1 pseudogene is annotated in these 834 nt (G+C 54.9%); it reads left to right on the top strand.

Features of this window, described 5'->3' with window-relative positions:
- Positions 1–834: pseudogene (locus KW837_RS28540) on the top strand (IS3 family transposase); the annotation flags it as partial.

The following is an 834-nucleotide window of genomic DNA, read 5'->3' as shown; positions in this document are numbered from 1 at the left end:
TTCTGACGTGGTTACGCAAGCATGGTCGGCAGGATTGGAGCCCAGGCACATACATTGGCTCGCCGAGGATGGGGTCTATGCCCGACAAAAACCGACCATTAACGCCAGAGCAACGCATCAAAGAGCTTGAAGAACAGTTGGCGCTGTCCAATCAGAAAGCGCAGTTTTTCGAGGCGGTCGTGGATGTTTTGAAAAATGACTACGGTCTCTCTGTCGTAAAAAAGCGTCCCGGCAAGTCCTCGCGCAAAAACGAATCCAAAACCTGAGCATCAGCAGGGCTTGCCAGTTCATGGGGATAAGCCGACAGGCTTACTACAAACGCAATCGCGCCTACGCTGCTCGTCTGGTTCTGGATCAGAAGGTTGTCGATTTCGTTCAGCAAAAACGTCAACGGCAGCCGCGACTGGGCACCCGAAAGCTGCATTATTTGCTGCATTGCCAGCCTCAACTTGAGCTGCAAGTGGGTCGAGATCGGCTGTTTTCGATCCTGCGGGAAAGACGTTTATTGGTGGCTCGCAAGCGGGCTTATCACAAGACGACTGACAGCCATCATCGCTTCCGACGCCATCCGAACCTGCTCAAGCCAGGTCCTGATCAGGTTGTTCCAAGCGGCCCGGAACAAGTCTGGGTGGCTGACATCACCTATTTGCCAACGCAGGAGGGTGTGGCCTATCTGAGCCTGGTGACGGATGCCTTTTCGCGAAAGATCGTGGGCTATCACGTCCATGAAAGCCTGCACACCGAGTCGGTAGCACACGCACTGCGCCGGGCGGTAAAGCACCGTCGAACGGAGCAGTCGCTGGTTCATCACTCGGATAGAGGCAGCCAGTATTG

Source organism: Pseudomonas sp. PDM24, assembly GCF_019218905.1.
Taxonomy (GTDB): Bacteria; Pseudomonadota; Gammaproteobacteria; order Pseudomonadales; family Pseudomonadaceae; genus Aquipseudomonas.
Note: the sequence above shows the minus strand (reverse complement) of the source record. Positions and strands in the feature narration are given on the sequence as shown.